General features: G+C 63.2%; 28 protein-coding genes. 15 read left to right on the top strand and 13 right to left on the bottom strand.

Features of this window, described 5'->3' with window-relative positions:
- The first annotated feature begins 61 nt into the window (after positions 1 to 61).
- Complete coding sequence (gene metC, locus PQ457_RS03750; RefSeq protein WP_273618443.1) at positions 62 to 1,297, top strand: cystathionine beta-lyase; 1,236 nt, start codon at positions 62 to 64, stop codon at positions 1,295 to 1,297.
- A gap of 254 nt (positions 1,298 to 1,551) precedes the next feature.
- Here metC and PQ457_RS03745 read toward each other — a convergent pair whose 3' ends face one another.
- On the bottom strand, positions 1,552 to 2,793 hold the full coding sequence (locus PQ457_RS03745; RefSeq protein WP_273618442.1) for a spinster family MFS transporter: 1,242 nt from the start codon (positions 2,791 to 2,793) through the stop codon (positions 1,552 to 1,554).
- Between the two features lie 125 nt (positions 2,794 to 2,918).
- On the opposite strand from PQ457_RS03745, the gene PQ457_RS03740 reads away from it, so the two are divergent.
- Both PQ457_RS03740 and PQ457_RS03735 read left to right on the top strand, forming a co-directional pair.
- Complete coding sequence (locus PQ457_RS03740) at positions 2,919 to 3,593, top strand: TetR/AcrR family transcriptional regulator (protein WP_273618441.1); 675 nt, start codon at positions 2,919 to 2,921, stop codon at positions 3,591 to 3,593.
- On the top strand, positions 3,590 to 4,447 hold the full coding sequence (locus PQ457_RS03735; protein WP_273618440.1) for an alpha/beta fold hydrolase: 858 nt from the start codon (positions 3,590 to 3,592) through the stop codon (positions 4,445 to 4,447). Before PQ457_RS03740 ends, PQ457_RS03735 begins: the two co-directional genes overlap by 4 nt.
- A gap of 228 nt (positions 4,448 to 4,675) precedes the next feature.
- On the opposite strand, the gene PQ457_RS03730 is transcribed toward PQ457_RS03735, so the two are convergent.
- The 3 genes from PQ457_RS03730 to PQ457_RS03720 form a co-directional block, all read right to left on the bottom strand.
- Positions 4,676 to 6,991, bottom strand: a complete 2,316-nt coding sequence (locus PQ457_RS03730; RefSeq protein ID WP_273618439.1) for a TonB-dependent receptor — start codon at positions 6,989 to 6,991, stop codon at positions 4,676 to 4,678.
- A gap of 141 nt (positions 6,992 to 7,132) precedes the next feature.
- Complete coding sequence (locus PQ457_RS03725; protein ID WP_273618438.1) at positions 7,133 to 8,176, bottom strand: AI-2E family transporter; 1,044 nt, start codon at positions 8,174 to 8,176, stop codon at positions 7,133 to 7,135.
- A gap of 69 nt (positions 8,177 to 8,245) precedes the next feature.
- Positions 8,246 to 8,719 carry a low molecular weight protein-tyrosine-phosphatase gene (locus tag PQ457_RS03720; RefSeq protein ID WP_273618437.1) on the bottom strand — a complete coding sequence of 158 codons (474 nt, stop codon included), beginning with the start codon at positions 8,717 to 8,719 and terminating at the stop codon, positions 8,246 to 8,248.
- A gap of 164 nt (positions 8,720 to 8,883) precedes the next feature.
- Here PQ457_RS03720 and PQ457_RS03715 point away from each other — a divergent pair, with 164 nt between their 5' ends.
- From PQ457_RS03715 to PQ457_RS03700, 4 genes are all read left to right on the top strand, one after another.
- Positions 8,884 to 9,105, top strand: a complete 222-nt coding sequence (locus tag PQ457_RS03715) for a hypothetical protein (RefSeq protein WP_273618436.1) — start codon at positions 8,884 to 8,886, stop codon at positions 9,103 to 9,105.
- A gap of 10 nt (positions 9,106 to 9,115) precedes the next feature.
- Positions 9,116 to 9,493 carry a group III truncated hemoglobin gene (locus PQ457_RS03710; protein ID WP_273618435.1) on the top strand — a complete coding sequence of 126 codons (378 nt, stop codon included), beginning with the start codon at positions 9,116 to 9,118 and terminating at the stop codon, positions 9,491 to 9,493.
- Complete coding sequence (locus tag PQ457_RS03705; RefSeq protein ID WP_273618434.1) at positions 9,490 to 10,059, top strand: hypothetical protein; 570 nt, start codon at positions 9,490 to 9,492, stop codon at positions 10,057 to 10,059. The genes PQ457_RS03710 and PQ457_RS03705 overlap by 4 nt, the downstream gene beginning before the upstream one ends.
- Before the next feature lie 151 nt (positions 10,060 to 10,210).
- Positions 10,211 to 10,666: a Dps family protein gene (locus PQ457_RS03700; protein ID WP_273618433.1), complete on the top strand. Its 456-nt coding sequence runs from the start codon at positions 10,211 to 10,213 to the stop codon at positions 10,664 to 10,666.
- Between the two features lie 44 nt (positions 10,667 to 10,710).
- Here PQ457_RS03700 and PQ457_RS03695 read toward each other — a convergent pair whose 3' ends face one another.
- The gene (locus PQ457_RS03695) at positions 10,711 to 11,202 is read right to left on the bottom strand and encodes a response regulator (RefSeq protein WP_273618432.1); all 492 of its coding nucleotides are present in this window, start codon (positions 11,200 to 11,202) and stop codon (positions 10,711 to 10,713) included.
- 365 nt (positions 11,203 to 11,567) lie between these two features.
- On the opposite strand from PQ457_RS03695, the gene PQ457_RS03690 reads away from it, so the two are divergent.
- The gene (locus PQ457_RS03690) at positions 11,568 to 12,188 is read left to right on the top strand and encodes a 6-phosphogluconolactonase (RefSeq protein WP_273618431.1); all 621 of its coding nucleotides are present in this window, start codon (positions 11,568 to 11,570) and stop codon (positions 12,186 to 12,188) included.
- Between the two features lie 39 nt (positions 12,189 to 12,227).
- Complete coding sequence (locus PQ457_RS03685; protein ID WP_273618430.1) at positions 12,228 to 12,731, top strand: NUDIX domain-containing protein; 504 nt, start codon at positions 12,228 to 12,230, stop codon at positions 12,729 to 12,731.
- Positions 12,732 to 12,765: 34 nt separating this feature from the next.
- On the opposite strand, the gene dinB is transcribed toward PQ457_RS03685, so the two are convergent.
- Both dinB and PQ457_RS03675 read right to left on the bottom strand, forming a co-directional pair.
- The gene (gene dinB, locus PQ457_RS03680) at positions 12,766 to 13,884 is read right to left on the bottom strand and encodes a DNA polymerase IV (RefSeq protein WP_273618429.1); all 1,119 of its coding nucleotides are present in this window, start codon (positions 13,882 to 13,884) and stop codon (positions 12,766 to 12,768) included.
- A gap of 76 nt (positions 13,885 to 13,960) precedes the next feature.
- A complete protein-coding gene (locus tag PQ457_RS03675) occupies positions 13,961 to 14,362 on the bottom strand; it encodes a UrcA family protein (protein ID WP_273618428.1) in 402 nt (133 codons plus the stop codon).
- A 251-nt stretch (positions 14,363 to 14,613) separates the two neighbouring features.
- Here PQ457_RS03675 and PQ457_RS03670 point away from each other — a divergent pair, with 251 nt between their 5' ends.
- Positions 14,614 to 15,867, top strand: coding sequence for a multidrug effflux MFS transporter (locus PQ457_RS03670; protein ID WP_273618427.1), 1,254 nt, complete (start codon positions 14,614 to 14,616; stop codon positions 15,865 to 15,867).
- 229 nt (positions 15,868 to 16,096) lie between these two features.
- A complete protein-coding gene (locus PQ457_RS03665; RefSeq protein ID WP_273618426.1) occupies positions 16,097 to 16,363 on the top strand; it encodes a hypothetical protein in 267 nt (88 codons plus the stop codon).
- A gap of 84 nt (positions 16,364 to 16,447) precedes the next feature.
- Here the strand turns inward: PQ457_RS03665 and PQ457_RS03660 are convergent, their stop codons facing one another.
- The 6 genes from PQ457_RS03660 to PQ457_RS03635 all read right to left on the bottom strand — a co-directional run bounded on the left by PQ457_RS03660 (position 16,448) and on the right by PQ457_RS03635 (position 23,241).
- Positions 16,448 to 17,398, bottom strand: coding sequence for a phytoene/squalene synthase family protein (locus PQ457_RS03660; protein ID WP_273618425.1), 951 nt, complete (start codon positions 17,396 to 17,398; stop codon positions 16,448 to 16,450).
- A complete protein-coding gene (locus PQ457_RS03655) occupies positions 17,395 to 17,976 on the bottom strand; it encodes an LOG family protein (protein WP_273618424.1) in 582 nt (193 codons plus the stop codon). Before PQ457_RS03655 ends, PQ457_RS03660 begins: the two co-directional genes overlap by 4 nt.
- A 327-nt stretch (positions 17,977 to 18,303) precedes the next feature.
- Positions 18,304 to 20,331 carry a response regulator gene (locus PQ457_RS03650; RefSeq protein ID WP_273618423.1) on the bottom strand — a complete coding sequence of 676 codons (2,028 nt, stop codon included), beginning with the start codon at positions 20,329 to 20,331 and terminating at the stop codon, positions 18,304 to 18,306.
- Between the two features lie 12 nt (positions 20,332 to 20,343).
- Positions 20,344 to 20,766 (bottom strand): response regulator, encoded by a 423-nt coding sequence (locus tag PQ457_RS03645; RefSeq protein ID WP_273618422.1) that lies wholly within the window; start codon positions 20,764 to 20,766, stop codon positions 20,344 to 20,346.
- A complete protein-coding gene (locus PQ457_RS03640; protein ID WP_273618421.1) occupies positions 20,759 to 21,871 on the bottom strand; it encodes a sensor histidine kinase in 1,113 nt (370 codons plus the stop codon). The genes PQ457_RS03645 and PQ457_RS03640 overlap by 8 nt, the downstream gene beginning before the upstream one ends.
- Before the next feature lie 281 nt (positions 21,872 to 22,152).
- Entirely contained in the window at positions 22,153 to 23,241 is a 1,089-nt protein-coding gene (locus PQ457_RS03635) for a hybrid sensor histidine kinase/response regulator (RefSeq protein WP_273618420.1), read from the bottom strand.
- A 274-nt stretch (positions 23,242 to 23,515) separates the two neighbouring features.
- On the opposite strand from PQ457_RS03635, the gene cobA reads away from it, so the two are divergent.
- From cobA to PQ457_RS03615, 4 genes are read left to right on the top strand one after another with little or no spacing between them, the layout of a single operon-like run.
- Complete coding sequence (gene cobA, locus PQ457_RS03630; RefSeq protein ID WP_273618419.1) at positions 23,516 to 24,310, top strand: uroporphyrinogen-III C-methyltransferase; 795 nt, start codon at positions 23,516 to 23,518, stop codon at positions 24,308 to 24,310.
- Complete coding sequence (locus PQ457_RS03625) at positions 24,307 to 24,597, top strand: DUF2849 domain-containing protein (protein ID WP_273618418.1); 291 nt, start codon at positions 24,307 to 24,309, stop codon at positions 24,595 to 24,597. Before cobA ends, PQ457_RS03625 begins: the two co-directional genes overlap by 4 nt.
- On the top strand, positions 24,597 to 26,252 hold the full coding sequence (locus tag PQ457_RS03620; protein WP_273618417.1) for a nitrite/sulfite reductase: 1,656 nt from the start codon (positions 24,597 to 24,599) through the stop codon (positions 26,250 to 26,252). The genes PQ457_RS03625 and PQ457_RS03620 overlap by 1 nt, the downstream gene beginning before the upstream one ends.
- Positions 26,245 to 26,682, top strand: a complete 438-nt coding sequence (locus PQ457_RS03615; protein ID WP_273618416.1) for a DUF934 domain-containing protein — start codon at positions 26,245 to 26,247, stop codon at positions 26,680 to 26,682. The genes PQ457_RS03620 and PQ457_RS03615 overlap by 8 nt, the downstream gene beginning before the upstream one ends.

Below are 26,682 nucleotides of genomic sequence, written 5' to 3'. Positions count from 1 at the left end.
AAATTGTCCCTGTTTGCAGACTCAACTTTTCGTTGGGCAAAAAAACGGCCAGAGCATCGCCATGGCCAAGAACATCGACACATCCTCCCTGCACACCGACACGCAACTGACGCTGGCAGGTCGCCGCCCGGAATGGACCGGGATCGAAAACCACCCCTCCGCCGTGGTGACGCCCGCCGTGTGGCGCGCCTCGACGCATCTCTATCCCGATATGGCGGCGCTGCGGGCGGGCCATGCCTATAATGAGGATGGGCGGTTTTATTACGGCCGTCGCGGCGCGCCCACGCAATGGGCGCTGGCCGAGGCGCTGACCCAAATCGAGCCGGGGGCGGCGGGCACGGTGCTTTACCCCAGCGGTCTGGCGGCGATTTCAGGCGTGTTGCTGGCAGTGTTGAAACCGGGCGATGTGCTGCTGATGACGGACAATGCCTATGAGCCGAGCCGAACGCTGGGCAATGGCATCCTGAAAACCATCGGGGTGGAAACGCGCTGGTTCGACCCCACCGATCTGGCCGGCTTCGAGGCCGCGATTTGCGAGCGCACCGCCGCCGTCCTGCTCGAATCGCCCGGCAGCCTGACCATGGATGTGCAGGACGTGCCCGCCATCGCCGCCATCTGCCGCGACCGGGGCATCACCAGCATCATCGACAACACATGGGCCAGCCCGCTCGGCTTTGCCCCCCTGCCCCATGGCGTCGACATCACGCTGATGGCGTTGACCAAACACGCGGGCGGACACAGCGACGTGATGATGGGCAGCGCCAGCGCCGGCCCCGAATGGTATGACCGCCTGCGCCGCCATGCCCAACAGATGGGCACCGTGGTCAGCCCCGATGACGCGGCACTGGTGCTGCGCGGGTTGCGCACGCTCTCGCTCCGGCTGGAGCGTGAGACGGCCAGCGCGCTGACCATTGCGCAATGGCTTTCGGCGCGCCCGGAAGTGGCGCGCGTCCTGTGCCCGATGCTGCCGGGCGCGCCGGGGCATGAATTGTGGCGCCGCGATTTCACCGGCGGCTGCGGGTTGTTCAGCTTTGTCCTGCGCGGGGGCAGCAGCGCGGCGCGCGATGCGCTGATCGATACGCTCTCGCTCTTCGGGATCGGCTATTCATGGGGCGGGTTTGAAAGCCTCGCCACCCCGCTTGATCCGGCACGCGTGCGCACGGCCAGCGCGTGGCCTCTGGCCGGGATGGAGGCGGAGGACCGCTTTGGCGTGCGCCTGTCGATCGGGCTTGAAGATCCGCGCGATCTGATCGCCGATCTCGAGCAGGCTTTGGGGGTTTGGGCGGCCCAAGGGTAAAAATATGCCTCCGGCGGGCAAAGGGACTCGGTCCCTTTGCAATCCCGATAATTTTGGCGGAGCGCTTTTGGGTCGGCGTTAGGTGTCGGAGGCAAACTTTGAATTTGAAAGCCTGCGGCGCCAATCAGCGCCACCCCGCCGTGCCGCAGGCTTTATCGCACATCCCAAAGCACGGCCATTTCGATTCAAGACCCCATTAACGGGATTGCAAAGGGCCCCCGCCCTTTGCCCGCCGGAGGCAAAAACTCTCCCCTTTACTCCACCCACTCCCGCGCCAAAAACCGCCCCCCTGCCATCATCAGAACGGCGGCCAGCAGATAGAACCCCAGCCCCAGCAGGATCGCATGGCGCAGGGCATCATCGCCATAGGCGGGCGTCAGCATATCCGAGAGCTTGCCGATGGTGAGCGAGCCGAGGCCAACGCCGATCAGATTGTTAATCAAGAGAAAGCTGGCCGAGGCGGTGGCGCGCATCGGGGCGGGCACGAGATGCTGCACCGCCGTCAGAACCGGGCCGAGCCAGAGATAGACCAGCGCTTGGGGCAGGAGGAAGAGCCAGAAGGCAAGCCCGGCCGATCCGGAATAGAGCCCGGCGGCAAACAGCGGCACGCCCAGCAGGAAGGACACCGCCGGCAGCCAGCCATAGGCCGCGCGGCTGCGCCCGCCCAGCAGGTCGGCAAAGACGCCGCCCGCCATCACCCCCACCGTACCGCCGATCAGCAGCAGCAGGCCGAAGAACTGTGAGGTTTCCACCAGATCCAGCCCGAACGAGCGGCGCATCAGCGAGGGCAGCCAGAAGGCCAGCCCATAGCCCATCATCGAGCAGGACCCCGCGCCAAAGCCCAGCAGCCAGAAGCTGCGCTTGACGGCAAGGATGCGCAGGACCTCGATCAGGCCGGGCGCTTTCACGCTCTCGGCCTTGAGCGGATCGCGCACCAGCAGGCCGAAGATCGGCGTGAACACCAGCCCCGCCAGCCCCACGCCCAGAAAGGCCGCGCGCCAGTTGACGGCGGCGGCCACATAGCCGCCCAGCAGCACCCCCGCCGCCGAACCCAGCGGAATGCCCAGCGAATAGACCGCCAGCGCCCGCGCCCGCTGGTGGGCCGGAAAAGTGTCGGAAATCAGCGCATAGGAGGGCGCCACCCCGCCCGCCTCGCCCACACCCACCCCAAGGCGGCACACAAACATCGCCCAAAAGCCCGACACCACCCCGCACAGCGCGGTAAAGGCGCTCCACACCGCCAATGAGGCCGCGATCACCCGCGTCCGGCCCCGCCGGTCGGCCAGCCAGGCCAGCGGCAGGCCCATCGTCGAATAGAGCAGCGCAAAGGCAAAGCCGCCCAGCGCGCCAAGCTGCGTGTCGGTCAGATGCAGATCGGCCTTGATCGGCCCGGCCAGAATGCCAAGGATCTGGCGATCGATGAAATTGAATGTATAGACCACCAGCAGCATGGCCAGCACAAAGGCCGGTTTTCGCCGCAACACGGGCTCGCGCATAATTCTCTCCCCGCTAATTCTCTTTCAATGCCCGGCGCGGATATGGGTAAACCTTGCGCTTTGGGCCTGCTTGGGCATAATAGTGAAAAATGAATCACGCTTCAAATTAGAAAGCGGCAAGAGCGATGTCTGATACGAAAAACACCCCGGCGCCCGCCCCCGTTCCCGGCGCGAACAAGGTGCCCAAGACCGAGCGCGGGCGGCGAACCCTGCGCGCGCTGCTCAATGCCGCAGCCGAGGAATTTGGCGAAAAGGGCTTTCACGACGCCGCCATCAGCCAGATCACCGCGCGCGCAGGCGTCGCCACGGGCAGCTTTTACGTCTATTTCGACAGCAAGGAAGCGATTTTTCAGGCCCTTGTGCGCGATCTTTCGGGGCAAGTGAAGGATTTCGTCGCCCCGCGCATTGCCGCCGCCCCGGACCAGATCGCCGCCGAACAGGCGGGCCAGCTCGCCTATCTGGAATTCGTGCGCCAGCATAAAGAGATCTATCGCATCATCGATGAATCCGAATTCGTCGATCCGGCGGCCTACCGCGAACATTACACCAAATCGGCCACCCGCATCGCCTCCCGCCTGCAATCGGCGATGGAGCGCGGCGAGATCAGCGATGGCGATTGCGAGGTGCGGGCCTGGGCGCTGATGGGCATCAACGTGTTCCTCGGCCTGCGCTACGGCGTGTGGGGCGATGAGGCGCCCGAGGATGTCGTGCGCGAGGCGGGGCGCTTCATCACCGAAGGCCTTGCCCCGCGAAAAGATTCCCCGCAAAAGAGCCCGGCCCGGCGGGAGGAAAAGCCATGAGCGACCATGTTACCCGCCATTGGCGCAGCGCCGAGGGGCTGAACCTGTTTGCCCGCGATTATGCCGGGGCGGGCGGCGAGGCGCGCCTGCCGGTGGTCTGCCTGCATGGCCTGACCCGCAATTCGCGCGATTTCGAAAATGTCTCGCCATGGATCGCGGCGCGGCAAAGGCGGGTGCTGGCGCTGGACATGCGCGGACGCGGAAATTCCGACCGCGACCCGGCGGAAAATTATGACATCGCCACCTATGTTGCGGATATTACCGCGCTCTTGACGCAGTTGGGGATTGGCAGGGCGATCTTTGTCGGCACCTCAATGGGCGGGCTGATTACGGTGGAGCTGGGCACGCTTTATCCCGAACTGGTGGCGGGCGCGGTGATCAATGACATCGGGCCGCAGCTTTCCATGGTCGGATTGGGCCGGATCGCGGGCTATGTGGGCCAGGGCAAACCCCTGCCCGACTGGCAGGCCGCCGCCGACGCCTGCGCGGCGATGAATGCCGATGTGTTTGCCCATTACGGCCCCGCCGACTGGATGGCCATGGCCCGCCGCCTGTTCCGCGAAGAAGGCGGACAGGTCATTGCCGATTACGATCCCGGCATCGCCCGCGCGCTGGCCCGCATCGTGGCCGATCCGGACCCATGGGGTAAATGGCACCGCTTTGCCGATGCGCGCCCCGTGCTGGTGCTGCGCGGGACGGTGACGGATCTGCTGGACGAAGATGTGGCGCAGGCGATGGTGGCGGGGCATTCGCGCGCGGTTCTGGCGCCGGTGGCGGGGGTGGGCCATGCGCCGATGATGGATGAACCCGATGCGCGGGAGGCTATGGCGCGGTTTTTTGATGAAGTAGAGTAGAGATATGCGAGGGACTCGTCCCTCGCGCTCCCGTTACTGTCTATATCGCGCTATGGGTTCGGCGTTTTGTGTCGAACGCGGCGTTGAAATAGGAAAGCCTGCGGCGCCATTGAGTAGCGCCGCAGGCTTTTTCATTTAATTCGCCACCGAGGTCGCCACCGGCACCACCCCCATTATCGGGATTGCAAAGGGCTTTCGCCCTTTGCCCGCCGGAGGCACCCCTTACCCTTAAAAATTCACCGTCGCCGTGGCAAACACCTGCCGCGGATTGCCCCAATAGGTGGTCAGCACGCCTTCCTTGCCCAAAGTGGGGATCAGATTGCCCGCCGAGGTATAATTAAGCGCCCCGGTCGTCGCATTGGCCGAAACATAGGTATAGCCCGAGGTCTTATAGCGCTTGTCGGCCAGGTTCTTGCCATAAACGCCCAGCGTCCAGCGGCCCCCCGGCGCGCGATAGACGAGGCTGGCGTCGAAGAGCGCATAGGCAGGCTGGTCGAGATAGGGGTTGGGAATTTCGAACTGATAGGTCGTGCTCTTCCACGAGACGCCGCCCGACAGGTCAAGCGAGCCCGAAGGCACGGGAATCGCATAGGTGGCCGAGGCATTGCCGGTCCATGACGGCGTGTTCTGCACCTTGCGGTTGGCGGCGACATCGGTGGGCTGGCCCGCGATCAGCGTGATATATTGCAGATACTTGGCATCGATATAGCCCAGCGAGCCATTGAGCGAGAGCGCGCCCAGTTTCAGTCGTCCCTCGGCCTCGACGCCCTGCATCCGCGCCTTGCCCGCGTTGGATACCACGCCGCAGAAGCTGGGCAAGCCGCCCACCGTGCAGGCCACCGAGCCGGGGATCTGCACGTCCTTGTAATCCATGCGGAAGGCGGCCAGATTGAGCGCCAGTTTGCGATCGAACAGCCGGGTTTTCAGGCCGATTTCATAGCTGTCCACCTTTTCCGGGCGGAAGCTGAGGAACTGGCCCTGGCTGACCCCGGCAGGCGCATTGACGCCCACGCCGCGCGGGTCAAACCCGCCGCCCTTGAAGCCCTGACTGAAGCTGGCGTAAATCGTGTTGTTCGGGTCCGGGCGCCAGTTGAGCGACACGCGCGGGGTGAATTTGGTGTAGCTGGCGCTGCCCAGAAAATTGGTGCTGGCGGCGCCAAAGGGTGTGCCCGGTCCACCGAAAACGCTCGACCCGCCACCAGAATAATTCTGTCGCAGGATCTGGGCGTAGCGCTTGTCCCAAGTATAACGCCCGCCCGCCTCGATGCTGATCTGATCGGTGATGTCATAGGACATGTTGACGAAACCGGCCATCGTGTCGGTGCGGATATTGGCGTCAGTATAGGCTTGGAGACCCGCCACAATCGCATTGTTCGTGAACAGGTTCACGCCAAACTGCGTCAGCGCCGTGGCATAGAGGTAATAGAAACCCGCCATGCCGTTGAACCGGCCCTTGCTGTAAAGCACCTGAAGCTCCTGGCTCCACTGCTTGTTGCGGTAATAGGCGGGCACGTCGACGTCCTGCGAGGCGGTGGCGTCAAAGTCGATGGGCGAGGCCGAATCGTCCTTGCGGAAGGCGGTGATTGAACGCAGCGTCAGCGCTTCGGTGGGCTTGGCCTCGAGGAAGAGCGACCAGCCCCATGCCTTCACATCCTGCTTGGGGCTGTTGAGGCCCGCCTGCGTGTCGAACACATTGGCCAGCACCGGGGCGCCGCTGTATTGGCCCGGAATCTCGCGGTGGCCGCCGCGCGGGTTCGACATGTCATGGGTGTAATCGCCGGTCAGGCGGGCAAAGATCTTGTCGCCATGCACCTCGATCGTGCCGCGCCCGGCCCAGATGTCCTTGTTGTAATTCGACAGGCCCGTGGTCAGATTCCGCCCGAAACCACCGCGCGTCAGGCGGGCCAGCGTGCCGCTGGCGCGGATCAGACCATCCTTGGTGATCGGACTGCTGATCGTGGCCACGCCATCGGCCTGATCATAGCTGCCATAGGTGCCGCGCAGGCCCAGATGCAGCTTGTCGTCGATCTTTTTCGTCACGTATTTGATCGCGCCGCCGATCGTGTTGCGGCCATAAAGCGTGCCCTGCGGCCCGCGCAGCACTTCGACGCGTTCGACATCGTAAATGTCCAGCACGGCGGCCTGCGGGCGGTTAAGATAGACGTCATCCAGATAGATGCCCACGCCCTGTTCAAAGCCCGAAACGGGGTCCTGCTGGCCCACGCCGCGGATAAAGGCCGAAAGGGTCGAATTGGTCCCGCGCGAAGGCTCCAGCGTCACGTTGGGCACTTCATCGGCCAGCGAGGTGATGTCGGCAAAACCCTTGGCGGCCAATTGGTCGCCGGTCAGCGCGGTCATGGTGATCGGCACATTGTTGAGCGATTCGTTGCGGCGGCGGGCGGTGACGATGATGTCGCCGTTATTGGCGCCCTCCTGCGCCATGGCGGGCGCGGGCAGCGCGCCGATGGCCACGCTGGCCAACAGGACTGCGCCAAATGGCATTGCGAAGGACGGACGGATGCTGTTGCGGGCGTTCAGAGCCATGTTCCTCTCCTTGCGCGGCGATCTTTTGCGCCGGCGTCTGAAGGGGACAATATTGAAAGGTGAACCGCCTTTCAACTTTGAATTACGGACACACCGAAAAAGCCCGCAAAAGCGTTGCCAAGGCGCAACATGAAATATGGTTCAGGTGGGCTGGCGCGGCCCGGCGGGGCGGCGCGGCGCCCGCCCCAGCATCGCACCGATATAAAGATGCTGGACCAGAATATAACCCACGATGGTCATCGGCGCGGCCAGCAGAACCCCCGGCGGGCCGAACAAGGTGCCCGTGGCGATCACCGTGAAAAGCAACACGACCGGGGGCAGATCAACCGAACTTTTCTGCACCATCGGCTGGACCACATGGCCCTGGATCTGCTGGACCAGCACAAAAAGGCCGATGGTCCACAGGCCGGTGGTCGGACTGGCCGAAAAGCCGACCAGCACGCCGGGAATCGCGGCCAGCACCGGCCCCAGATAGGGAATGAAATCAAACGCCCCGGCCAGTATCGCCAGAGCATAGGCCGAGGGCACCTGCAGCAGCAGCAGACCCGCCAGCGTCAGCGCGGCAATGAACAGGCTGGAGACCATCTGGCCCTTGAGCCACAATTGCAGCCCGCGCCCGCAATCGTCGAGCGCGTCGGCCATCAGGCCCTCGACCGAGCGGGGCAGCAGGCGTAATACCCCGCCGCGATAGAACGCCGGATCGGCGGCAAAGAAGATGCCGCCCACAAACACCACCGCCACATCGGCCACCACCCCGCCCACGGAAATCACGAAACCGCTGGCGCGCTGAAAGATCGAGGAGAGTTGCTCGCGCGCGACCTTGGCCATTTCGGACAGGTTATAGTCGATATGCCAATGGTCGAGATAGGCCTGCGCGGCATCCACCGCCTGGGGCAATTGGCGGCCCAGTTCGACAAACTGGCCCGAAACCAGCCCGCCGAACATCCAGCCCAGCCCCGCAAAGATCGCCAGCAACGACAGGACCGCCAGCCCCACCGCCGCCCCGTCGCCCAGTCGCAGACGCAGAAAATGCCCCGCCAGCGAGCGCAGCACCACCGCCACCACCACCGAGGCAAACACCAGAATCAGCAGATAGGACAATTCCACCACCAGCGCCGCCAGCGCCACGATGAACAGCAAGGCCAGCGCCTTGCGGGTAAAGGCAATCAGATCATCGTCGCGCATGGAGCCCCGTGACTATTGGTGCATTTCCCGCCGCTTATGCCACAGCATCGCGCCAAGACGCGAGTTTTATCAGGCCCCGCAGCGCAAATGGTCGACCAGCGCCTCGGCCGCGGCGGCGATTTCGCTCCATGCCGCAGCGAAATCCTCGGCCCCGCCATAATAGGGGTCGGCCACCGATTGGCCCTCGCGCCCCGGCAAATGGTCGAGCAGCAGCGCCAGTCGGGCCGAGGCATCAGCCGGGGCCAGACGGCGCAGATCGGCCAGATTGGCCTCATCCAGCGCGATGATATGGCTGAAATGGCGGAAATCGGCGCGTTCGACCTGACGCGCGCGCAGCCGGGTGATGTCCACGCCATGCCTTGCGGCCTCGGCGCGGGCGCGCGGATCTGGCGCCTCGCCAATGTGCCAGCCGCCGGTCCCGGCCGAATCGACATGCACAGCAAAGCCCGCCCGCGAGGCAGCGGCGCGAAACGCGCCCTCGGCCAAAGGCGAGCGGCAAATATTGCCCAAACAGACAAAAAGGACTGAGGCTTCCGACACCATCGGTGTGCAGATTAACCGCGATTCCGGCCCTTGTCACTCGCCGCGAGGCGCAGAATTGCGCGATTCGCTAAATTGTTGTCCCAAAGCAGGACGGGCGTGCCGGACAGTACCTGAAAGGTTGGATACGGGTTTTGCGAAAACCAGACAGGCGAAACCTCGCACCCATGCGCCTGATGCAAGATTTCGCCCATCGAGCATTGCCAACATCGCCCCGCCTGCTTCAGGACGACTTTGAGGTGAATAACTCAATTCACAAAGTAGACAATGGGCCCGCGACAAAGCGCACAGCACTTTCGACGAATCGAGTGGCCCCTGAAAATGCCCCGCTGTGCCGCAGCGAGACGCAGCGCAAACAGGCGCTTTTCATCGCGGCCAACCGCGTCTAGGCCCCGGATCGTGACCCAATCCGCCCCCCTCCATCCGGTGCAGATGCGCCATCCCGATCTGGCCCGCCTGGTCGAGCATTTCTATGGTCAGGCGCGGCATGACCCCATGCTGGCGCCGGTCTTTGCGCGGATCACCGACTGGCCCCACCATTTCCGCGCGCTGACCGCCTTTTGGGCCACGCAATTGCGCGGGCGCGGCCTTTATCGCGGCGCCCCCATCGCCGCCCATCATGCCATGAAGCGCCAATTGACCCCGGCCATGTTCGAGCGTTGGCTGGCCTTGTGGGACTCCGCCACCGCACAGATGATGGAGCCGCCCGATGCCGCCGCCCTGCAGGCCCATGCCCGCCGCATCGCCGCGGTGATGCAGAAGGCGATTTTCGAGTGAACGCCGCCCTGTGGGCCATGCTGGGCTGTTTTCTGGCCGGGATCGGCGCGCGCGACCAAATGCTGGTGGCGGCGTTGACCGCGCGGCTGGGGCGGCATGGCGGGTTGCTGATGATGGGGGCGATCACGGGCGCGCTGGCCTGTGCATTTGCAGCATGGTTTTCGGGCGAAATGGCCGCGCAGATGACCTATCCCGCGCGGCTGGTGCTGGCCTGTTTCGCGCTGATCGCGGCGGGCGGCGAAGCATTAATATTTCGCCCCAGTTTCAAGGCCAAGGAACCCACCCGCTCGCTGTTCGCCGCCGCGCTGGTTTTGCTGATGCATCAGGCGGCCGATGCGGCGCGCTTTATCGTGCTGGCCGTGGCGCTGGTGGGGGATGCGCCCATCCCGGCGGCGGCGGGCGGCGCGGTGGGCACGGGCTTTGCGCTGCTGCTGGGCTGGCTGGCCTCGGAGGCGATGCTGGACGCGCAGGGCGGGATTGTCCAGATCCGGCGCTGGGCGGGCGCGGTGCTGCTGGGGCTGGGCGTGGGCCTGTCGGGATGGATATGGCTGGGTTTCAACACGTAATCGCCCCGATCCGCAGGACAATAAATCGCCCAGGCCAATTACCGTGGCCGTATTGATCCATTTTTCCAATTGAACCAAACGCGCTAGACATCCCTTAACACAGCAAGGCCCCAATGCTGCGAGGCCTGATATTCAGCAAGGGATGCGCAAGATGAACGATCACAACGCCAAGACCGCCCTCACCCACAGCCTCAACGGCTTGCTGGCCGATCTCTTCACGCTCTATCTGAAAACCAAGAATTTTCATTGGCATGTCAAAGGGCCGCAATTCCGCGACCTGCATCTGCTGTTCGATGAGCAGGCGGGCACGATCTTTGCGCTGACCGATATTGTGGCCGAAAGGGTGCGCAAGAACGGCGGCGCGGCGCTGACCGGGATCGGCGCCATCGCCTCGGCCTCGCGCATTGCCGATCAGCCGCGCGCAGACCTGAGCGCGCCCGAGATGATTGCCGAATTGCGCGATGACAATATCCGCCTTGTCGAGGCGATCCGCGAGGTCAAATCCGCCGCCGGCGCGGCGGGCGACAATGCCACCGAAGGCTTTGCCGATGACTGGACCGATCAGGCCGAAACCCGCGTGTGGTTTCTCTCCAGCCTGTTGGGGTGAAAAAAGGCTCTGCCCGCCGCCCAGCGGGCAGAGCCTCTTTCGGATCAGATCTTCTTGACGATGCGACGCAGCGACTGCGTCATCATGTTCACCTTTTCCTTCTTGGTGATGTATTTCCAGGCGCCGTTCTTGCCCGCGCGGAACACATCCATTTCCGCACGCGACGATGTCAGCACCACCGAGGGAAAATCCACCTGAATCCGCGCCTTGAGATCGGCCAGCAAGGCAAAGCCGTTCATGCGCGGCATCGAGAGATCAACCAGCGCCAGATGCGGCACAAAGTTGCGCGCATCGACGATTTCCAATGCCTCAACCCCGTCAATGGCCCGGACAACCGATTTGACCTTGGGAATGTTCTTGAGCGCCTCAAGAATGATGAAGGCATCGGCATCGTCATCTTCGACCAGAAGAATATCGATCCGTGCCTCATCCTTGTCGGCGTTCTTTTCCTGAACAGAATTGGGGCTCGCTTCGGGATTGCGCTCCTTTTCGGCAACATCGGAAAGACGATCGTTCAAAACATGCTCAACCAGCATTCATTCCTCCATAGGCCCCCGATTTGATCAGGTGCGAAATGGCGGAGCGGCAAATTTCTTGCCAATCCGCTATATCGCATAAACAAAACCTAGCGTTTTTTGATTATTATGCCCTTGTCCAACATATAGCCAGAGATACCTATTTCATTCTTTATTTACGACCCTGCATATCCATTAATACAATCAATTGCATAGGTTTACCATTCTCTTCATACCCTGGACAGACAGGATGAAAATATGAAAAGATACTAATAAAATCTGGATGACTTACTTAGGCGCAATCCCGTAATTAAACGCTGATGCATAGGATTGCATCCGCGCGCCGCCGCTTTGCCCTTGCCGCCTGCGTTTGCTATTCACCGTTCATGCCCCATGTCATCATCAACCAAGGCGCCAGCGACAGCGCCGTCGCCGACTGGCTTGCCCAGCATCTGTCCGACGCACTTGCAGCACATTCTGGCGAAATCGCCATTTCGCTGCCAGGAGGATCGACTCCGTTTCCGATCCTTGCCGAACTGGCGCGTCAGGGCCTGCCTTTTGATCGAATCGCGGTCTGGCCGGGCGATGATCGCGTGGTGCCCGAGGATCACGCCGCCTCCAATGTCGGCCGCATCCGCGCCGCGCTCGAACCTTTGGGCGCGCGCATCGTGCCGCTGGCCGAAGGCGCGGTGCCGCCCCGTTTCGCGCTGGTGTGGCTGGGCATGGGGCTGGATGGCCATATCGCCTCGCTCTTTCCCAACACCGATCCCCGGCCCGACGCCCCGGCGCGCGTGCTGCGCCTGACGCCCGATCCCCTGCCGCCCGAGGCGCCCTTTGACCGGCTCTCGCTGACCATTCCCAGCCTTGTCGCCACCGAGGCGCTGCTGTTCGTGGCGCGCGGGGCGGAAAAGGAGGCGATCCTGCGCGCCGCCATCGCGGGCGAACATGATCTGCCGGTGGCGCGCCTGCTGGGCGCGGCAAAGGCGCCCGTCACCTGCTTCACCTGATGCCCGAACGCGCGCCATGCTCGGCCTGATCGCCCCCCGATGCTCGGCCTGATCGCCGAAGCCATCCTTGCGCGCCTGCCCGCGCCGCTGCACCGCGTCGCGCTGCGCGGGGCGCATGAGCTGCGCAAGACATGGTGGCGGGTCCGGCGGCCCCGTCTCGAAGGCTGCCGCATTCTCGCGCTGGACGAGGCCGGGCGCGTGCTGCTGGTGCGCCATTCCTATGGCAAATCGAACTGGATGCCCCCCGGCGGCGGCCTCAAGCGCGGCGAGGACCCGATTCCCGCCTCCATCCGCGAATTTGCCGAGGAGCTGGGCTGCGATCTGATGGCGCCGCGCGTGGTCGATGTGGCGCTCGACACGCTGCACGGGGCAGGCAACAGGGTGCATGTCGTGGTCGGCCTGTGCCGCGGGACGCCCCGGCCCGACCTGCGCGAAATCACCCATGCGGCGTTTTTCGCGCCCGACGCGCTGCCCCATGATCTCTTGCCTGCCTTGCAGGGCCGGATCGAAGTGTGGGTGTCGGGCCAAGGGCCGGCAGGATAGCGCGGGGGATCGGCCCTCCCATGCGACCTGCCGGCTAAAACAACACCATCTGCCCCCCGCCCTCAACCGGCGGCGGCGCCTCTGCCGCCTCGAACCCCGATAACGTCAGCCCCATCAGCCGCACCGCCAAGGGCAAGGGCAACAGGTCATCGAGCAATTCGCGCGCGATACCGGCAAATTCCCCGCGCCCCTCGACAAAGCGGTCCAGCGTGCGCGCATGGGTACGGATCGAGAAATCGGACAGGCGCAGTTTGAGCGTCACCGTCCTCCCCTGCGCCTTGGCCTTTTCAATATCTTGCCAGACCATCTCGATGATCCCCTCCAGCACCTGCCGCAGGCCCGGCCCGGTGGAAATGTCGCGGTCAAAGGTCCGCTCACCGCCAAGGGATTTGCGCGGCCGGTTGGGCTTGACCGCGCGTAGGTCGATGGCCCGCGCCGCGCGATAGAGGTAATCGGCCAGCGATCCGAAATGTTCGCGCAGGAATGCAATGTCATGCGCGCGCAGATCCGCCCCCGTCTCGATCCCCAGCGCGGCCATCTTCTCCGCCCCGCGCGGCCCCACGCCGTGAAACCGCCGCACCGGCAGCGCGGCGACAAAATCCGCCCCCTCGCCCGGCCGGATCACGCATAATCCGTCGGGCTTGTTCTGGTCGCTGGCGATCTTGGCGAGGAATTTGTTGTAGCTGACCCCGGCGCTGGCGGTCAGGCCCGTTTCCGCCTTGATGCGCGCGCGGATCAATTCGGCAATACGCGTCGCGCTGCCGATGCCTTTGATATCCTGCGTCACGTCCAGATAGGCCTCGTCCATCGCCAATGGCTCGACCAGCGGGGTATATTCGCGGAAAATCGCGCGGATCTGCTGGGAAACCTTGCGATAGGCCTCGAAACGCGGTGGTTTGAAGATCAGCGCGGGGCACAGCCGCGCCGCCACCACGCTGGGCTGGGCCGAGCGGACGCCGAATTTGCGCGCCTCATAGCTGGCCGCGGCCACCACGCCGCGCTCGCGGCTGCCCCCCACGGCCACGGGCAGGCCGCGCAGCGAAGGATCATCGCGCTGCTCAACGCTGGCAAAGAAGGCGTCCATATCGACATGGATGATCTTGCGCAGACCGGGCGCGCTGATTTCCTCATCCTGATGCGGAGCCGATTCCATGGATGCACGATAATGCCCCGGCGCACATTTGGCACCGGGGCATCGCGGGATTTGAACATAAAAAGAACAAATTTGATCAGCGCTGGGCCAGCTTGCTTTCCTTCAGCTTGGCCGCGAAATGAGTGGTGGCCTTGTCCAGCGCCTCTTCGCGGCAGGTTTCGTAAAGGGCGCGGGCCTTGAGCCGGTCGGGCAGGTCCGACATTTCATCGCACACCATATTGGCGGCGGCGGCCAGGCGCTTGCGCATCACATGGCGGCCCTGCTCGGTCGAAAGGTCGAGGTCGGCATAGGACACCCGGATGGTCGGCGCATCGCCTTCCAGCTTTTCAAAGGTCACCGGAACAGACATGGCGGCGGAGGAGGCAGGCGCGGACGCATGGGCGGGCATGACAAAGGTGAACGTGGCAAGGCCCAGCGCGGCGGTGGTGGCAAAGCTCAGGGCGGCGGGGCTGAGGGCGGCGGTGCGGAAGATGGACATGGTCGGTATCCTTCTGGTGGTTCGTTGCGTGGTTCAAACCGGCGCTTGCCGGATGCCAGAAGGACTGCAGGAGGCGTGCCAATTTTAAAAATTGCCGATATTTCTGATATTTAAAAATACCCGTTCAAAGTCGCCCCTTGAAATCCATCAAATGATACGCATATATTCCCACTTATCAGCGTAATTTTCACTATATGATTTGTTGGCCGCAGGGGCTAGCCATTTTGGCGCCATGCGGCCATGGTGAATCCATGACTTCTCCTTCCCCCGGGCCTGCCGACAAGAAGATCGGCGGGCTGGAATTCATTCTCCTCATGGGTCTGGTACAGGCGCTGCAAGCGCTGGCGGTGGACTCGATGCTGCCCGCGCTTGGCGAAATGGCGCGCGAACTGGGCTCGCGCGATCCCAACGAGCGTCAGCTTGTCGTGGGCGTTTTCCTGATCTTCAGCGGTCTTGGCTGTCTGGTTCCCGGCGCGCTGGCCGACCGTTTCGGGCGGCGGCCGGTGCTGCTGGGCTGCATCGGGGCCTATGTGACCTGTTCGGCGGCCTGCGGCCTGGTGGAAAATTTCCAGCAATTGCTGGTGCTGCGCGCGATGGTGGGCTTTGCCTGCGCGGGGCTGGCGGTGCTGCCCGCCGCGATCATCCGCGACCTGCATGAAGGCGACCGGATGGCGCGGATGCAATCGACCGTCTCTATGGTCTTCATGATCGTGCCGATGATCGCGCCCAGCGTGGGTCAGGCGATCCTGCTGATGGCCAGTTGGCGCTGGATTTTCGGCGTGATGGCGCTGATGGGCACTGTGCTGGCCACATGGATTGCGCTGCGCCTGCCCGAAACGCTGCGCCGCGAATATCGCCAGCCGATCAGCCTGCCCAATATCGGCCGCTCGATGATCGAGGTGACGACCACCCGCGCGGCGCTGGGCTATGTGTTCGGCATGGCGCTGATCCAGTCGGCGATGTTCGGCTATATCAACTCGTGCCAGCAATTGGTGGGCGAGCATTTCGGAGCCGGAACGCGCTTTCCGCTGATCTTTGCAGGGATGGCGATGGTGATGGCCTGCACCAATTTCATCAATTCGCGCATCGTCATGCGGTTTGGCGCCCGCCGGGTCAGCCATACCGCGCTGGTCGTCTATATCGCCACCAGCGCGCTGCAATTCTATATGGCGACGCGCCCGGATGAGACGCTGTGGCAATTCGTGCCGATGATGACGGTCAACATGTGCCTGCTGGGCTTTCTGGGGGCCAATTTCTCCTCCATCGCGCTCCAACCCTTTGCGCGCAAGGCCGGGGCGGCTTCCTCGGCGCAGGCCTTCATCCGCATGGTGCTGGCCTCATGGCTGGGCGCGCTGATCGGGCAGGCGTTTGACGGCACGGCGCGGCCTTTGGCGGCGGCGCTGCTGACGGCAGGCTGCGGCTGCCTCGCGCTGATTCTCTACAGCGAGAAGGGCGAATTGTTCCGCCGCCGCAATCCTCCGGGCACCACCTATCCCATTGCCTGAAAAACCGACTGCGCGCGCGGGAATGCCTGCCCTTAACGGTCTTTTGCATTTTGCAAAGACCGTGCAGCCCGGCCAATCGGCGGCCCTGATCGATTGTACCATATTGGATCATTGATGTCGGTTAATTTCAGCTTAACCCGCACCCTTAAATAATAAATAACGCAAACTTACCGATATTTAACCCCTGTTTAAACGGCATTTTGCCCAAAACAGAACAGGGGTCACAGGCATGAGCGCTAATATTATCCTGATTCTCGCTGCATCAGGACTAATTGCCACTTCGGCAACCGATAAGGTTCGTCCGACTGAGTCACTACCCAAGTTTGATGCAAAAGCGGCGCCCTCGCACAGCAACAGCGAAGGCCAGAACCATCCGGTTGGTACCGAATGGGCCCGTGAGAAGTTTTTCCAACACGCTTCCCACGCTTACGAGCATTTGCCTCACCCCAACCCGCATGCCTGCGGGTCGCATGGCGTTGCCATTTCGCCCTGCTAATAATAAAAAACGGGTCAAAACAACAGGAAAGCCCCGCCGGACCGGCGGGGCTTTTTTACGCCCGGAACCATCGCGTCGCCCCGGTCAAACGCGCGCCACCGCCTGCGCCAGCTCACCCCGGCGATAGGGAACCAGCGGCACCTGTCCGGGCGCCCCCGCCATCGCCCCGATCAATCCGCCGCCCAGAAAGCGCAATTTTTCCAGCCCGCTGGTCGATACACGCTGCTCCCACGCGCGCGGGCCGCGCGCGGCCACCTTGCGCGCGATCGCGCCATAGATCCCCGCCGCCGACAACACCGCCCAGCGACAGCGAAACGGCAATCGCGCCGCCCCGGCCCGCGCGCTGGCCTCATAGACCTGCGCCATGGCGGCCATGCGCCCGGCCATCGCGGCCAGAGCCGGGCGATGCCGGGGCGCCATCAGATCGCCCTCATCCACCCCCACCTGCGCCAGCCATTCGGCGGGCAAATAACACCGCCCCGCCGCATGATCCTCGGCAATGTCGCGGGCGATATTGCCCAATTGGAACGCGATCCCCAGATCGCTGGCCCGGTTGAGCGTATCGCCATCCTCCGGATCAACGCCCATCACCAGCGCCATCAGCACGCCCACCGCGCCCGCCACATGATAGCAATAGCCCAGCATGTCCAGCTCGGTCCGGGGCCGCCATCCGGCCGCATCCAGCGCAAATCCGGCAATCACATCGCCGGTATGCACCGCATTGATCCCGCATTCGGCCGCCACCACGCCCAGCGCGTCAAAGGCGAAATGCCCGGTCGCATCCCCGCCCAGCGCGCGCGCGGTCAGGCGCCGGATCTGCTCCAACCGCTCGGACGCACCGGCCTGCGCCCCCAACGCCCCGCCATGGTCCTGATCATCGGCCAGATCATCGCAAGCCCGGCACCAGGCATAGAGCAGCCAGACCCGTTCGCGGGTTGCCGCATCGAACAGTTTCGAGGCGGCGGCAAAGCTCTTCGACCCGCGCGCGATGCTCTCCCGCGCGGCCTCCACCAATGCCCCCCGGTCAAGCGTCACAGCGTCTTGGGGTCCATGCGGATGATCTGTTCGCCCGGTTCATGCGCGGCCATGCGGTCCAGCAACAGGTCCAGCTCGCGCTCGGCCAGAATGATGCCCTGATGCGCGGGGCGGATAAAGCCGACCTCGCCCATATGGCGGTTGAAGGCCAGCAATCCGTCATAAAAACCAAAAGCGTTGAGCAGACCCACCGGCTTCTGATGATAGCCAAGCTGCGCCCAGCTCACCGCCTCCCACAACTCGTCCATCGTGCCCACCCCGCCCGGCAGGGTCAGGAAGCCGTCCGAAAGGCGCTCAAACGCAGCCTTGCGCTCATGCATCGTCTCAACCGTGATCAACTCGGTCAGACCCTTATGCTCGACCTCGACATGGGCCAGCGCCACCGGGATAACCCCGATCACCTCGCCCCCCGCCGCCATCGCCGCATCGGCCACCGCGCCCATCAGGCCCAGCCGACCGCCGCCATACACCAGCCCGATCCCGCGCCGGGCCAGTTCGGTGCCCACTTCCTGGGCCAGTTCGATGTAACGGGGATCGGCGGGAGTGGCAGAGCCACAATAGACTGCAATGCGTTTCATACCCCCACTTTAACGAATGCTCCGCCATTGGCCAGACCGTTGATGGGGGGCTAGTTTTTTTTAGAAGGGATGCCTCCGGCGGGCAAAGGGACTCGTCCCTTTGCAATCCCATTAATGGGGTGGCACGTGGTTGGCATGGATGTGTCTGCGGTATGAGTTGAAAGCCTGCGGCGCGGCAAGCTCACACTGATTGGCGCCGCAGGCTTTATATTCAAATACCCCCAGCACAAGGCAGCCCCAATGGCGCGACGCAGACAATATCGGGATTGTTAAGGGCCCCCGCCCTTAACCCGCCGGAGGCAAACCTTTAAAACCCCGCCAAACCCGCTACCCCGCCCGCTTCAACCGATAGGCATGCAACCCGGCCGCCACCGCCTTCAGCTCGGCATCCAATTCGCCCAGCAGCCGCTTTGCCGTCGTCCCCTCGTTGCGGCCGAGCGCGGTTTCGGCCTTTTGCGCCATGATACGGATGCGCTGCATGCCCAGAAGGCCCGCATTGCCCTTCATCCGGTGCAGCCGTTTCATCATCGGCGAGGCAGGCTCATCCATCACCGCGATCTGGTCATTTTCGTCCAGAAACCTTTGCAGCGAATTGAGAAACAGCGCCTTGTTATCGGCCAGCCTTTCGCGCGCATCATCGACATCGATGCCGTCGATGACCGGCCATTCATCCGCCGCCTGACCCGCGCCCTCGCCGTTGCGGGCGATATCGGGTTCGGCATGACCGGCGGCCACCTTTTGCCGGATCACCTCGATCAGCGTTCTGGCATCAAAAGGCTTGGTGATCAGCCCGTCCATCCGCGCCAGCGTGGCATCGCGATCATCGCAATGCGCCGCCCCCGCCGTCAGCGCCACCACCGCGGGCCGCGCCGGACCCAACGTCCATTCGATCTGGCGAAAGGCCTCATAGCCGTCCATCACCGGCATCTGGATATCCATCAGGATAACGTCGAAGCCCCCCCTTTCGGCGATCACCTTTTCCACCGCCCGCGCGCCGTTTTCCGCCGTGGTGACGATCGCGCTTTCCAGTTCCAGCACATGGCGGGCCACTTCCAGATTGATCTCGCTGTCATCCACGATCAGCACGCGCACGCCCCTGAGCCGGGGGACACCGACATCCCCGCCGCCCGGATCCCCGGCCACGATCAGATCGCCCGAGGCCAGTTCAAAGGGCAGATCAACCCAGAAATGGCTGCCCTTGCCCGGCTCGCTGGCCGCGTCGATATGGCCGCCCATCAGCAGGGCCAGATCGCGCGAGATCGACAGGCCCAGCCCCGTTCCGCCAAAGCGCCGCGTGGTGGACACATCGGCCTGTTCAAACGGATGGAACAGGCGGCCGATTTGCTCCGGCTCGATGCCGATGCCGGTATCATCCACCTGAAACCGCAGATGGGCCATCTCGTCATTGCGGTTCTTGACCGACACGCTCAGGCTGACCTCGCCCGCCTCGGTGAACTTGATCGCATTGGTGACAAGGTTGAGCAGGATCTGATGCAGCCGCCCGCCGTCGCCCACGATCATGTCGGGCAGGCTGCCCCCGCGCCGCAGTGCAAAACGCAATTTGCGGCTGCCGATCTGGACCAGCGCCAGCCCCTCAATGCTGCGCAACACCTCGTTCAGGCTGAAAGGCGCGATGGCCAAGTCGATCTGGTTCGCCTCGATCTTGGAAATGTCCAGCACATCATTGACGATGCCCAGCAGCGCCCGGCTGGCCGCCTTGATCTTGCCCAGCAGATCGCCCTGCTGCTGGTCCAGCTTTGTCCGCTCCAGCAGATAGCTCAGCCCGATGATCGCGTTCAAAGGCGTGCGTATCTCGTGGCTCATATTGGCCACGAACATGCTCTTGGCACGATTGGCCGATTGGGCCTCGTCCAGCGCGCGCTGCAAGGACCGCTCATGCTCATCGCGCAGCGCCTCGGTGGCCTGACGCAGACGTTCATCGGCCAGCCTTGTGGCATGTTCCAGTTCGGCGCGCCGGATCGCGCTGATGATGACCTCGCGCAGGCGTTCGGGGCTGACCGTGGCCTTGGCCACATAATCGGACACGCCCCGCCGCATCGAATCGGCCAGCACCTCTTCGGCATCGCGCAAAGTCACCAGAATGATCGGGCAAGGCTCTTCACGATGGGCATGGATATCGGGCACCAGATCGGTGCCCAGTTCGCTGCCCAGATGGTAATCGAGCAGCACGCAGTCGAACTTGTGGCGGCGCAATTGCTCGCGCGCGGAATCGAGACAATTGGCCTCGGCTATCGTCGAAAACATGCCCATCCGGTCCAGCGCGCGGATGAACACCTCGCGGTCGACATCATCGTCATCGACCAGCAGGATGGCTTGGGGGGCGATCTCGGTCATCGTCCGCCACCATCAGAGCGGCAGCCGGACCGACTGCGCATAATCATGCAGCAGCGTGGTCAGGCGCAGCATTTGCGGGCCGATTGCCGATTTCAGCATATAACCGGCCACCTGATCCTTATATGCGCGGGTGCGGTCCGCGTCGGAATCCGATGTGGAGAGCACAAAGATCACCGAACTGGCCAGCGCCGGATCGCTGCGCACCGCCTCAAGAAATTCAAAGCCGTTCATCCGCGGCATATTCAGATCGAGCAGGGTGATATAGGGCCGTTCAAGGGTCTTTTCCGACCGGCCCCGCAGGATTTCCAGCCCTTCCTGGCCATCGCCGGCCTCGACCACGTGGAAATGGCCGCCCACCTTGCTCAGCGAGCGGCGCACGGTTTCGGCCGTGACGTCATCATCATCGACCACCAGAATATTGACGATCTCAGGCATCGCGGTCACTCCGGGCAAAACGCGGCCAATAGACGCGGAAATGGCATCCCCGCTGACCATCGTCGCTGATAAGTTCGATCTCGCCGCCATGGGCCTCGACCAGCCGTTTGGCCACGGCAAGCCCCAGCCCCGAATTGCTGCGCCCCGTGCTCGACACGGTCTGAAACAGGCGAAAGGCGCGGGCCTGTGCCGCCACGGCAATGCCGGGGCCATCATCACGCACATCGATCACGCACATGTCGCCCTGCGCCCGCGCGCGGATGGAAATGTTCTTCTCATCGCGATCATGATGCTTGATGGCATTGGAAACCAGGTTGCGCAAAACCGTGCTGATCGGCGTGCGAACCCCATCGAAGGTCTCCACATCAACATCGGTTTCGATCCGCAAGCCGGGCTGCGGCGGCTCCATCGCAACCACCTCGGCCACCAGCGCATGCATATCAACCGCCTCGGTTTTCACTGTGCGCCGCCCGGCGCGGGCATAGGTCAACAGATCGTCGATCAATTGCTCCATCGCGCCGATCCGCTCGGCCATGCGGGCCAGATTGCGGCGCACCTCGGGCGGGGCGCTCTCGCCATAATCCTCCTCGATGAATTCGATCAGATTGGCGATCCCGCGCAGCGGGCTGCGCAGATCATGCGATGCGACATGGGTGAATTCCTCAAGCTGCACATTGGCCTCGCGCAGGCGCAGTTCGGCGCGCTTGCGCAGGGTGATGTCGATCACCAGCGCACAGGTCATCCGCCCCTGCGGCAGATCAACATAGGTCAAGGCGATTTCGACCGGGATCTCCATCCCGTCCTTGCGCCGCCCCGACAGATCGCGCCCCAGCCCCATCGACCGCACCGCAGGCGCCTTGATAAAGCCGTCGCGCAGGCCGACATGCTGCGCCCGGTCGCGATGGGGCAGCAGGATTTCGACCGGTTGGCCCAGCAATTCTTCCGCGCTGTAATCAAAGATATCCTGAAGGCGCTGGTTCACGACGACGATCCGCCCGGCTTCATCCAACAGGATCAGGCCGCAGGGCGAAGAATCAAACAGGGCGCGAAAGGCGTTGTCCATATTGGCCGCCTGAAACGGCATGGTCGCGGGCTGCTCGATCATGGCCGCGCAACCTCCGCCGTCCAGTGCGCCGCGATGCGCAGCAGGCCGGCCGCGGGCATGGTCCCACGCCACCGGCGCGGACAAATTGTATGATGCATGTCGAAATCTTCCTTCGATCAATTCGTTTTCTTCGTCCTCCGTCCCAGTCAAACCCTCCTCATGTGATCGCACTTTCGACAATCCGCATGCAGTTTATCTTAAAGTCCGATAAGTATTGCCGTCAAACCGGGGATTAACCCAAAGTCACCATGTAATAATCCACTTTGGTTCAATTGTCGTTTTCATGCCGCCGCGTCCTGCGCCGCCGCGGTTCTCAAACGCAGGGAGAATGTGCTGCCCACACCGGGGGTGGATTCGCAGCGGATATCGCCCCGCATCGCCACCACCGCCTTGCGCGCCAGCGTCAGCCCCAGCCCTGACCCTTCATATTCGCTGCGGTTGTGCAGGCGCGTCAGCGGCTTGAACACATGTTCGAGATATTGCTTCTCGATCCCGATGCCGTTGTCGGTGACATTGACCACGGCCACATCGCCGTTCTGCGTCACCGAAACATCAATCACCGGCTGCTCGCTTTTGTTATACTTGATGCCGTTGATGATCAGATTCTGAAGAACCTGGGACAGGAAAGAGGCATTAACCAGAACCAGCGCATCGCCGCTGAAATTCACTTTGGCGTTTCTTGCGGTGATGTAATCCTGAAGCGATGCAATCGTTTCCTTGAAAATGGCGGAAAAAACGCACAGCTTCAATTCGGGCGTCTGCTGCAGCAAAGTGTATTGCACCATCACATCGACCAGCGAGTCGAGCCTGCGCGCCGCATCGCTCATGAATTTGAGCATCTGGGGCAGACGCTCGCCCTTCAACCGTTTCGTCTCCTGCGCGATCATGTCGGAAAAGGTAATGATCTGGCGCACCGGCTGTTTGAAATCATGGGCCAGCGCAAAGCCGAAGGCTTCTATATCAGCCTGTTGATCGTGGATGGTTTTCATCCGCACGTTAAGATCGATCGCATTGTTGATCGCGCGCCGCAGCGCCACAGGCGACATGCGGTTTTTCGGGAAATAGTCGGTCGCCCCGCTTTTCAGCGTTTCGGCGGCCAGCAATTCATCGCCCGCCCCGGTGCAAAGGATGATCGGCAGAAACGGATATTGTTCGCGCAGCAGCCGCACCAGCGTCAGCCCGTCCATATCGGGCATTTCATAATCGACCAGCACACAGTCGATTTCCTGCTCGCGACAGATTTCCAGCGCCTGATGGCCATTGGCCGCCATAATGCTGCGTGAATTGGGCTTGGCCGCCGCAATGATCCCGCAGACCAGCCCTTGCGACAGCACATCATCATCCACGACCAGAATAAGGTGATGCTTCAAATCCGCCTCCGCCCCTGTCTTTTGTGGACAAAATCTAATCATTCATCATTAATTTGCCCCGACCGCCCGCTTACGCAATTTCCATAGTATCCATTTCGAAGGCACCTCATCCCCGGTCGGCGTCGGCCATGCCGATCACGGGGCCAAAAGAGCGCCGCCCCCGCCATGGCCAGACCCGTGCAAGACCACCGAACCGGCAGGCAAAAGTTTCCCTTCCCCCGGCCAAAGCCATTCTGCCTTTCAACCTTGCGCGCATCGGCCCATGGGGGCGACCATGAATGAAACCACCTCTTCGGGCGCGACCGGCCCCAATGGCCCTGAGGGCAAAGTTTGGCTGGTCGGCGCCGGACCGGGCGATCCGGACCTGCTGACGCTGCGTGCGGCGCGGCTGATCATGGGCGCGCGGCTGATCGTGCATGACGGGCTGGTCGATCCGCGCATTCTGGCCATGGCGCCCGCGGGTGCGCGCCTTGTCAGCGTGGCCAAGCGCCGCAGCCGCCATTCGATGCCGCAGGACGAGATCAACGCCCTGCTCGTGCGCGAGGCGCTGGCGGGCGGTGAAGTGCTGCGCCTGAAGGGCGGCGATCCCTTCATCTTCGGACGCGGCGGCGAAGAGGCCGAAGCCTGCATCGCAGCGGGCGTTGCGGTCGAGGTCGTGCCCGGCATTTCGGCGGCCGTGGGCGCGGGTGCGGCGGCGCTCCTGCCCCTGACGCATCGCGACGCGGCCAGCGTGGTCAGCTTTGTTTCGGGCCAGTGCAAGGGTCTGACCGATCAGAACTGGGCCGGATTGGCGGGCGTCGGGCGCACGCTGGTCATCTATATGGGTCTGGCCACGGCGGCGCAGATTGCCGAAAAGCTGATCGCTGACGGGCTTTCCCCGGAAACCCCGCTGGCGGTGGTTGAAAATGCCACGCGGCCCGATATGCGCGTGCTGCGTTCCCCGCTGGCGGCTCTGGCCGATCTGGTGGAGCGCGAGAGGGTGCAAAGCCCTGCCCTTATCATCATCGGCGCCGTGACCGCGCGCGCCCAGTCCGAAATAGCCCGCGTGGCGCTGGAGGCAATAAAGTGAAGATTATCACGGGCAATGACCTGAAATCCGGGGCGGTGACCTGGTGGAATGGGGCGGCATGGTCGCTTCATGTCAATGATGCGGCGGATGTGGGCGATGATGCCGCCGCCGTGATCGCCGCCGAGGAAGCCGCCCGCCGCGTCAATGGCGCCTATGTCATCGATGCGGAACAGACCGCCGACGGCATCCGCCCGGCCCACATCAAGGAGCGCATCCGCGCATTGGGCCCCACGGTCCGCCTTGACCTCAGCCTCGACCCCACCGCGACCCCCGACAAGGTGCTCTGATGTATCTGTACGACCATTATGATCAGGCGATGGTGGATGCCCGCGTCGCTGAATTCCGCGACCAGACCCGCCGCCGCATCGAAGGCACGCTGAGCGAGGAAAAGTTCCGCCCGCTGCGCCTGCAAAACGGCCTCTATCTCCAGCTTCACGCCTATATGCTGCGCGTGGCCGTGCCCTATGGCACGCTCTCGGGCGCACAGATGAAGATGCTGGGCGATATCGCGGACAAATATGACCGCGGCTACGGCCACTTCACCACGCGCCAGAACATCCAGTACAACTGGATCAAGCTGGAAGACACGCCCGACATTCTGGCCGATCTGGCCAGCGTGGAAATGCACGCGATCCAGACCAGCGGCAATTGCATCCGCAATATCAGCGCCGACCAGTATGCCGGCGCCACGGCGGACGAACTGATCGACCCGCGCCCCTATGCCGAACTGCTGCGCCAGTGGTCGAGCTTCCACCCGGAATTTCTGGCCTTGCCGCGCAAGTTCAAGATCTGCGTGATCGCGTCCGACACCGACCGCGCGGCCATGCGCCTGCACGACATCGGCATCCAGATCGTGAAGAACGAAGCGGGCGAAATCGGCGCGGCGTTTTATGTGGGCGGCGGCATGGGCCGCACCCCCTTCATCGCGCCGCTGGTCAAGGCCTTCGTACCGCTTGACGAACTGATCACCTATTCCGAGGCCTGTCTGCGCGTTTACAACCGCTATGGCCGCCGCGACAACAAGTACAAGGCGCGGATCAAGATCCTCGTCCACGAACTGGGCGTTGATGAATATCGTCGTCAGGTCGAGGAAGAATTTGCCCATCTCCAGACGCTGGCCATCGAGCCGCCGCTGGCCGAGCTCGAACGCATCAAGACCTTCTTTGCCGATCCGGCCTATGAAACCGGCCTGTCGGACGATCTCGACTTGTCGAACCCTGCCTTTGCCGCCTGGGTCAAGAACAACACCGCCGCGCACAAGACCCCCGGCTATGCCATCGTCAACATCAGCCTCAAGCCGGTCAAGACTCTGGCCGACGGCAGCAAGCAGGCCGGCATTCCGGGCGACGCCACGGGCGAACAGATCCGCATGATGGCTGACCTGGCCAAGACCTACAGCTTTGACGAGCTGCGCGTGACCCACACCCAGAACATCGTCCTGCCCCATGTGCGCAAGGCCGATCTGTTCACGGTCTGGGAAAAGCTGGTCGCGGCCGAGCTGGCCGAGGCCAATCTCGACAAGATCACTGACATCATCGCCTGCCCCGGCCTTGATTACTGCACGCTGGCCAATGCCCGCTCGATTCCGGTCGCGCAGAAGATCGCCGAACGCATGGCCGACAAGGCCGAGGAAATCGGTGAGCTCAAGCTGAAGATCTCGGGCTGCATCAACGCCTGCGGCCATCACCATGCGGGCCACATCGGCATTCTGGGCGTCGACCGCAAGGGTCTGGAAAATTACCAGCTTCTGCTCGGCGGCTGCGAAGGCGCGGACACCTCGCTTGGCAAGATCGTCGGCCCCGGCTTTGACGAAGACGGCATCGTGGGCGCGGTTGAAAAGGCCACACAGGTCTATCTGGCCAACAAGGAAGGCGAGGAACGCTTCCTCGACACCTATCGCCGCATCGGCATGAACCCGTTCAAGGAAGCGATCTATGGCTGACGTCCAGTTCCTGTTCCGCGAAGGTGAAGAGGCCGTTTCGGCCCCCACCGTCGCCCTCTCGGCCTTTGCCGAAGACACCAACGCCAATGCCGTGGTGATCCAGCCGGGCGAGGATGCACGCGCGCTGATCCCCCATCTCGATCGCCTGTCGCTGGTCGAGGTGACGTTCCCGGCCTTCACCGACGGGCGCGGCTTCTCATCGGCCCGTATCCTGCGCGAGGCGGGCTATACCGGGGAACTGCGCGCCAGCGGCGACATTGGCGTCGATATGCTCAGCCACCTGCACCGCTGCGGCTTTGACGCCATCGCGCCGAACCAGCCGCTTGACCTCAAGGAAGCCGACACCGCGCTCAAGACCTGGCCGCAGGTCTATCAGGCCACCGTGGTCGATGGTCGCAAGCCCATCTGGGCCCTGCGGCACGGTCTGTAA

Origin of the sequence: Novosphingobium humi (assembly GCF_028607105.1) — a bacterium.
GTDB lineage: Bacteria > Pseudomonadota > Alphaproteobacteria > Sphingomonadales > Sphingomonadaceae > Novosphingobium > Novosphingobium humi.
Note: the sequence above shows the minus strand (reverse complement) of the source record. Positions and strands in the feature narration are given on the sequence as shown.

Coding starts and splice junctions, on each gene's coding strand:
- PQ457_RS03725 (WP_273618438.1), bottom strand. CDS start 8,176: ATGCGCGACGATGATCTGATTGCCTTTACCCGCAAGGCGCTGGCCTTG.
- PQ457_RS03720 (WP_273618437.1), bottom strand. CDS start 8,719: ATGGTGTCGGAAGCCTCAGTCCTTTTTGTCTGTTTGGGCAATATTTGC.
- cobA (WP_273618419.1), top strand. CDS start 23,516: ATGAATGAAACCACCTCTTCGGGCGCGACCGGCCCCAATGGCCCTGAG.
- PQ457_RS03730 (WP_273618439.1), bottom strand. CDS start 6,991: ATGGCTCTGAACGCCCGCAACAGCATCCGTCCGTCCTTCGCAATGCCA.
- PQ457_RS03650 (WP_273618423.1), bottom strand. CDS start 20,331: ATGACCGAGATCGCCCCCCAAGCCATCCTGCTGGTCGATGACGATGAT.
- metC (WP_273618443.1), top strand. CDS start 62: ATGGCCAAGAACATCGACACATCCTCCCTGCACACCGACACGCAACTG.
- PQ457_RS03700 (WP_273618433.1), top strand. CDS start 10,211: ATGAACGATCACAACGCCAAGACCGCCCTCACCCACAGCCTCAACGGC.
- dinB (WP_273618429.1), bottom strand. CDS start 13,884: ATGGAATCGGCTCCGCATCAGGATGAGGAAATCAGCGCGCCCGGTCTG.
- PQ457_RS03640 (WP_273618421.1), bottom strand. CDS start 21,871: ATGATCGAGCAGCCCGCGACCATGCCGTTTCAGGCGGCCAATATGGAC.
- PQ457_RS03690 (WP_273618431.1), top strand. CDS start 11,568: ATGCCCCATGTCATCATCAACCAAGGCGCCAGCGACAGCGCCGTCGCC.
- PQ457_RS03665 (WP_273618426.1), top strand. CDS start 16,097: ATGAGCGCTAATATTATCCTGATTCTCGCTGCATCAGGACTAATTGCC.
- PQ457_RS03675 (WP_273618428.1), bottom strand. CDS start 14,362: ATGTCCATCTTCCGCACCGCCGCCCTCAGCCCCGCCGCCCTGAGCTTT.
- PQ457_RS03740 (WP_273618441.1), top strand. CDS start 2,919: ATGTCTGATACGAAAAACACCCCGGCGCCCGCCCCCGTTCCCGGCGCG.
- PQ457_RS03645 (WP_273618422.1), bottom strand. CDS start 20,766: ATGCCTGAGATCGTCAATATTCTGGTGGTCGATGATGATGACGTCACG.
- PQ457_RS03715 (WP_273618436.1), top strand. CDS start 8,884: ATGCGCCTGATGCAAGATTTCGCCCATCGAGCATTGCCAACATCGCCC.
- PQ457_RS03745 (WP_273618442.1), bottom strand. CDS start 2,793: ATGCGCGAGCCCGTGTTGCGGCGAAAACCGGCCTTTGTGCTGGCCATG.
- PQ457_RS03685 (WP_273618430.1), top strand. CDS start 12,228: ATGCTCGGCCTGATCGCCGAAGCCATCCTTGCGCGCCTGCCCGCGCCG.
- PQ457_RS03655 (WP_273618424.1), bottom strand. CDS start 17,976: ATGAAACGCATTGCAGTCTATTGTGGCTCTGCCACTCCCGCCGATCCC.
- PQ457_RS03695 (WP_273618432.1), bottom strand. CDS start 11,202: ATGCTGGTTGAGCATGTTTTGAACGATCGTCTTTCCGATGTTGCCGAA.
- PQ457_RS03735 (WP_273618440.1), top strand. CDS start 3,590: ATGAGCGACCATGTTACCCGCCATTGGCGCAGCGCCGAGGGGCTGAAC.
- PQ457_RS03620 (WP_273618417.1), top strand. CDS start 24,597: ATGTATCTGTACGACCATTATGATCAGGCGATGGTGGATGCCCGCGTC.
- PQ457_RS03670 (WP_273618427.1), top strand. CDS start 14,614: ATGACTTCTCCTTCCCCCGGGCCTGCCGACAAGAAGATCGGCGGGCTG.
- PQ457_RS03615 (WP_273618416.1), top strand. CDS start 26,245: ATGGCTGACGTCCAGTTCCTGTTCCGCGAAGGTGAAGAGGCCGTTTCG.